General features: G+C 68.4%; 3 protein-coding genes and 1 pseudogene. 2 read left to right on the top strand and 2 right to left on the bottom strand.

The window, feature by feature from the left end; genetic code table 11:
• Positions 1 to 1274: 1274 nt before the first annotated feature.
• Both ABZ822_RS32470 and ABZ822_RS32465 read left to right on the top strand, forming a co-directional pair.
• On the top strand, positions 1275 to 3938 hold the full coding sequence (locus ABZ822_RS32470) for a Helicase associated domain protein (RefSeq protein WP_360862052.1): 2664 nt from the start codon (positions 1275 to 1277) through the stop codon (positions 3936 to 3938).
• Positions 3939 to 4718: 780 nt separating this feature from the next.
• Positions 4719 to 4991, top strand: coding sequence for a hypothetical protein (locus ABZ822_RS32465; protein WP_360862050.1), 273 nt, complete (start codon positions 4719 to 4721; stop codon positions 4989 to 4991).
• A 103-nt stretch (positions 4992 to 5094) separates the two neighbouring features.
• Here the strand turns inward: ABZ822_RS32465 and ABZ822_RS32460 are convergent, their stop codons facing one another.
• On the bottom strand, positions 5095 to 5409 hold the full coding sequence (locus ABZ822_RS32460) for a WhiB family transcriptional regulator (protein ID WP_360862054.1): 315 nt from the start codon (positions 5407 to 5409) through the stop codon (positions 5095 to 5097).
• A 253-nt stretch (positions 5410 to 5662) separates the two neighbouring features.
• Positions 5663 to 5917: pseudogene (locus ABZ822_RS32455) on the bottom strand (pyridoxamine 5'-phosphate oxidase family protein); the annotation flags it as partial.
• Positions 5918 to 6085 lie beyond the last annotated feature (168 nt).

Here is a 6085-nt window from a genome sequence, read left to right as displayed (position 1 = left end):
CTCGGCTACCGGGTCACCGTCTGCGCCGCGGGTACCACATCGCTGCGCGATGTGCAAACGAACACCCGCGCTGCGCGCGGGTGTTGCGCTCCCGCTCCGCGGGAGCGGAGCGGGACGCTCCGCGTCCCGCTCAACCCGACTGCTGTGCAGTCGGGTTGGCGCTCCGTCCGCTGCGCTCCCGGAGCTGCGGGGGACTTCGTCCCCCGCAGGAGTCTTCCGCTTCGCTTCAGACTCCGGGCGGGTCCGCTGCGCTCCCCCGCCCGACGATTCTTCCGGCTGCGCCTCCAGAACCTTGAGGCCCGCTGTCGCGGGCCTGGCCGGCTATGAGGGCGCGGGGGGGCTACCGAATGTGTCCGGTGGTTGGGTCCACCTGCTTCAAGAAGTCCCGTGCTGACGCCTGCAGTTCCGGCTCGCTCAATGCTCTGGCCGGCTGCACGGCAGAAGTGAAGCCGTACCCGGGGTTGGGGCCTGACAGCCAGGTGAAGTCGTATGTGCCCAACTCGTCAGGACGCTCGGTGACATCGAACGTCTCTCCGTCGACTACCAGTGTCAACCGCCGTGTGCTGCGCCTGTCCATGACTGGTCAGTATGCCTGGGCTCTGACCTCGCTCGTTCGTGTCGGTGTTTCAGGGTGGCATGTGCATCAATCTGATGCACATGTAGTGTTGGGGAAAATTCAGCACACCGTTCCAACCGCCTGAACGGGGCACGTTCAGGCCATCGGAAAAAGGGAAAGCCGTATGTGGGGCGCTCAGGATGTGGCGCGGTATCAGGTCCAGCGCCAGGCAAAGGGTCTGGGGGTTGCTGCCGTTGCGGAGAGGGTAGCGGAGGCTGCTGTCCGCGAGCGCGGGGCAGCGGAGCAGTTGCAGGGATGCGGAGCGGCTGGCTGACGTCTGGGCGGCCGAGCATGCCAAGTGGCGGTGCGTCAGGGACTTGATGGTTGCTGCCGGTTGGGGTGCGTACGAGCCGGAGCGCGACGCTCAGGTTCGGGGTGGGGTCGGGAACGCGAAGAGCGGCGTGTGGATGCTCTTGCGGCACGGGCTGTCTTCGAGGCGCGGCGGCGTGAGGAGGCGGATGAGCTGCGGCTGTCCGCCGGACCTGGCAGGCGGATCTGGGCGGTGGCCGATCGGGGTGGGCTTCAGCCCTCTCAGGTCCTGGCGCAGTTCACCGAACGGGTCGTGGTGAGCGAGGACGGTACGGTGTCCGTCCCGCCCTTCACACCGTCCCGGTTTTTCCCGAACCGGAAGAAAACGAGCTAGAGGAGAATCCGGAAAATGCCGGGTATTCAGCTGCGGGAACACCAGATCGACCAGAAGTTGGGTTTCCGAAAATGGGTCGGATTCCCTGCAAAGTCATCTGTGCCCCCTCAGGGGGCTCGGGGCACGATCGTCTCCGCGACCGGGTCAGGGAAGACGATCACGGCCGCCGCGTGCGCGCTGGAGTGCTTCACCGAGGGCCGGATCCTTGTGACCGTGCCGACCCTGGACCTGCTCGTGCAGACCGCCCAGGCGTGGCGGGCGGTGGGTCACCGCTCCCCCATGGTCGCCGTGTGCTCGCTGGAGAGCGACCCCGTGCTGAACGAGCTGGGGGTGCGCACCACCACCAATCCGATCCAGCTCGCCCTGTGGGCCGGGCACGGGCCGGTCATCGTGTTCGCCACGTACGCCTCTCTCGTGGACCGCGAGGACTTCGACGGCCCGATGGGTAAGGGGCGCGTTCGCGGCCCGCTGGAGGCCGCTCTGGCAGGCGGAGAGCGCCTGTACGGGCAGCGGATGGGCGGTTTTTCGCTCGCCATCATCGATGAAGCCCACTCAACCGCAGGCGATCTTGGCAGGCCATGGGCGGCCATCCACGACAACGCCCGCATCCCCGCCGACTTCCGGCTGTACCTCACAGCCACCCCACGCATCCTGGCTTCCCCCCGACCGCAGAAAGGCGCGGATGGCCGGGAGTTGGAGATCGCGTCAATGGGCCAGGACTCGGAGACCTACGGGCCGTGGCTGGCCGAGCTGGGGCTCTCGGAGGCGATCGAGCGGGAGATCCTCGCCGGGTTCGAGATCGACGTGCTGGAGATCCGCGACCCCTCACCCGTTCTGGGGGAGTCGGAGGAGGCGCGGCGCGGCCGGCGCCTGGCGCTCCTGCAGACCGCGCTCCTGGAGCACGCCGCCGCGTACAACCTGCGCACCGTCATGACGTTCCACCAGAAGGTGGAGGAGGCCGCCGCTTTCGCGGAGAGGCTGTCGGAGACGGCTGCGGAGCTGTACGCCAACGACGTCTCCGACGACGACCTGGCGGCCGCGGACCGGCTCCCCGTATCGTCGATCGACGCGAAGTTCTACGAGCTCGAGGCCGGCCGCCACCTACCCCCGGACCGGGTGTGGTCGGCATGGCTGTGCGGCGACCACCTCGTCGCCGAACGGCGGGAGGTGCTGCGGCAGTTCGCCAACGGCATCGATGCGGCCGGACGCCGGGTCCACCGCGCGTTCCTCGCGAGCTGTCGCGTCCTCGGGGAAGGCGTCGACATCACCGGCGAACGGGGAGTCGAGGCCGTATGCTTCGCTGACACCCGCGGCTCGCAGGTGGAAATCGTGCAGAACATCGGCCGCGCGCTCAGGTTGAACCGCGACGGCACCACGAAGGTCGCACGGATCATCGTGCCCGTCTTCCTCCAGCCCGGCGAGGACCCGACCGACATGGTCGCCAGCGCCAGCTTCCGCCCCCTCGTAGCCGTCTTGCAGGGCCTGCGCTCGCACGATGAACGACTCGTCGAGCAGCTCGCCTCCCGTGCCCTCAGCAGCGGGAAGCGCAAGGTGCACGTCCGGCGCGATGAAGAGGGGCGGATCATCGAGGCCGGCGGCGAGGTGAGCGAGGACCAGGAGCAGGACGACACCGACAGTGCGGTCGAGTCGGCGCTGCTGCACTTCTCCTCTCCCAGGGACGCCGGCACCATCGCGGCCTTCCTGCGCACGCGGGTGTACCGGCCGGAGAGTCTGGTGTGGCTGGAGGGCTACCAAGCCCTCCTCCGGTGGCGGAAGGAGAACGAGATCACCGGCCTCTATGCCCTCCCCTACGACACCGAGACGACGGTGGGCGTCACGAAGGACTTCCCGCTGGGCAGGTGGGTGCACCAGCAGCGAAAGGCACTGCGGGCCGGGGAACTGGAGCTGCGGCGCAAGGAGCTCTTGGACGCTCCCGAGGCCGGGATGGTCTGGGAGCCGGGCGAAGAAGCGTGGGAGAACAAACTCGCCGCGCTCCGGTCCTATCGGAAGGCCACCGGGCACCTCGCGCCGCGTCAGGACGCGGTGTGGGGCGAGAGCGAGGCCGAGGGTCTGGTGCCCATCGGGCAGCACATGACCAACCTCCGCCGCAAAGGCGGCCTCGGGAAGAACGCGGAGCGGGCGGCAGAGCGCGCGGAGCAGCTGAAGGAGCTCGACCCGGACTGGAACTGCCCCTGGCCTCTGGACTGGCAGCGGCACTACCGCGTCCTCGCGGACCTCGTCGACGCCGACGGCGTCCTGCCGGCCATCGAGCCGGGCGTACTGTTCGAGGGCGACGACCTGGGTAAGTGGCTCGAGCGGCAGAAACAGCCGGGCACGTGGGCGCAGCTGTCGAACGAACAGCAGGAACGGCTGTCCCGGCTGGGCATGCAGCCCGCTGAGGTCCCGGCTCCCGTCCCGGCGGCCAAGGCACCGGCGAAGGGCCGCAGCAAGGCGCAGCAGGCGTTCCAACGGGGCCTGGCGGCCCTCGCGCAGTGGGTCGAGCGGGAAGGCGATCGGCCGGTGCCAAGGGGCCACAGTGAAGAGGTGGCGGTCGACGGCGAAACGGAGCCAGTGATCGTCAAGCTAGGCGTATGGAAATCGAACATGCGATCTAGGCGAGACAGGCTCACCCAGGAACAGCGGGACGCACTACGGAAGCTGGGCGTGGAATGGGCGTAACACCGCCGCCGTCCAGCCGCGAGCCAGATCGCGTGCGCTGGACGCAGCGGCCGTTCCAGGCGTGCGTCATGGAGTCTCAGGAGGGAGTGCCCTGCCGTTGACGACATGAATAGTGCTCGGGCTCGGCTTCTGCATTGCGGAGGCTGGCCGGCTGCCCGCAGATGCGGCAGGGCGGGATCGGCTGGCCGGAGGCGTCGAGTGCGGGCAGGACGGTTGGGGGTGTCACCCCTCACGTGAGAGAAGAGTTCACGACGTTCTCGAGGGAGCACGAAAGCCGCGCTCCTCGCGGCTCCTCGCCTACTCCGAAGTCCGGTCCAGGTGGTCCCAACGCGCCGAACGGTCTGAGCACCCAGGCAGATTTCCTCAAGATCCCCACTGGAAACCAGGCAACCCTTTTGCGGGTCGTGCGCACCCCCCCTTGATGCGCCGACCACTCCTCGCCTCCATAACAGGTCAGGGTTTGCCAGGCGAGTCGTTCATATGGTTAAGGTATGGAACTAGATTCTCCGGGCTGCTGCACTCCTGCGCACTCCCGAGACGGGGCACCCACGTCGCCCCGAGGGTCGGCGCAGCGCCGACGCTGAATCAATCCCCCCACGCCGAAGGAGAAGTGTGTTCAATCGTTCACGTTCCCGTAGAAAAGTCTCCACGCGTTCGCGCGTCATCGGCGCCGTGGCCGCCGCCGTGGTGATGGGCGGCGGCGGACTGCTGGCCGCGACCAGCAATGCGTCGGCCACCGATGCCACAGCGTCAGCCCATACGCCTTGTGTCTCTTGGCCCATGGACTTCGCCTCAGTGGAGGCGGACGGCACCCACGTGTTCCCCGGCGGCGAGGACGAATGGCTTACCGCTGACGGCTGCGCCGGGATCTCCGTCACGCCTGACGCGACGACCAAGGCCCGCGTGTGCTACGAGGACGGGTGCGCCCCTTGGCGGAAGGCCCTCGGCAACGACAAGTCGACCATGCTTGACGAGGATGTCAAGGCCAAGACCAAGTTCTACCTGGAGTTCACCAACAGTGCCACGGGGCACCTCAACGGGACCTCCGACTGACCCGACTCCAGATGCGTGACCCGAGAGCTCCGGCGCATCCCTGCGCCGGAGCTCTTCCCGTCCCCGGGCGAGAATCCCGGGGACCTCGGGCACCCCCCGAGGATCACCCCGCCTCGGAGGCCGGACAGTCGCGCGGGTAGGTGCTCGCGTGTTCCGCGCGAGCGGTTTCCAGCAACCGCCGCCAGGACGTCACCATGGGCCGCCGGCGCAGCAATGCGCGGCGTTCGCGTTCGGTCATGCCGCCCCAGACGCCGGACTCGATGCGATGGTCCAGGGCGTAGGCGAGGCACTCGGTACGCACGGGGCAACCTACGCAGGTGGCCTTGGCCCGGTTCTGTTGCGCGCCCTCCACGAACAGCTCGTCCGGATCAGTCGTCCGGCAGATGGCCCGTTCGCTCCAGTCGGATTCGCCGTGCACGTCGGTCGTCTCTCCCAACTCATGCTGCTCGACGCCGATTGCGGCGCACGCGTGCAGCGTTCGGGGTGGAACGGTACGAGCAGGCTCAAGAGGTGAGGAACCCCCTGGTTCGCACATCCACCCCATCGAGTTGCCCAAGGCGCCCTGCTTCTGCGAATCGCGAGTCGGACGCTGCACCGGAGACCGTGGCCGCGAGGGTGGTGCGCTCCCGCGAGCTGATCTGGGGCCACTCATCGGGCGCTCGGCACCGGGGTCAGAGGGCCTTCAGATAGTCCGGCAGCGCGACGCCCGGATCCAGGTCGTCGGCCGCGACCGGCTCCCCGTAGCCGCGAGTGAGCGGCACCAAGCCGCTCCAGTGAAGCAGCGCAAGGTCCTCGGCCTCGTCATCGGGTCCTCCGGTCCGCACCTTCGCCGAGACCTCTTCCAGATCGAGCCGGACGACAGCGGTCGCGGCCAGCTCCTTGGCATTCGCCGAACGCGAGTCCGCAGCGCGGCCGGGCACGACCTGTCGAGTGGCCCGAGCCGGCTGCCGCTCCATCGGAAGCTTCAGCTCTCCTCCCCTCGTGCTCTGCTTCCGCCCGCTCCGGCGCGGTGCCGTCCGCCGGCCTGAGCGGCTGCGGCGTCATAGGTTTCCCGTTGCTCCACAGCGCGGCCGATGAGCTTGTGGCTCCCGGCC

It is taken from the genome of Streptomyces sp. NPDC047108 (genome assembly GCF_040643575.1).
GTDB lineage: Bacteria > Actinomycetota > Actinomycetes > Streptomycetales > Streptomycetaceae > Streptomyces.
The sequence above is the reverse complement of the archived record's forward strand: the minus strand, read 5'-3'. Positions and strand labels throughout refer to the sequence as shown.

Coding starts and splice junctions, on each gene's coding strand:
- ABZ822_RS32470 (WP_360862052.1), top strand. CDS start 1,275: ATGCCGGGTATTCAGCTGCGGGAACACCAGATCGACCAGAAGTTGGGT.
- ABZ822_RS32465 (WP_360862050.1), top strand. CDS start 4,719: ATGGACTTCGCCTCAGTGGAGGCGGACGGCACCCACGTGTTCCCCGGC.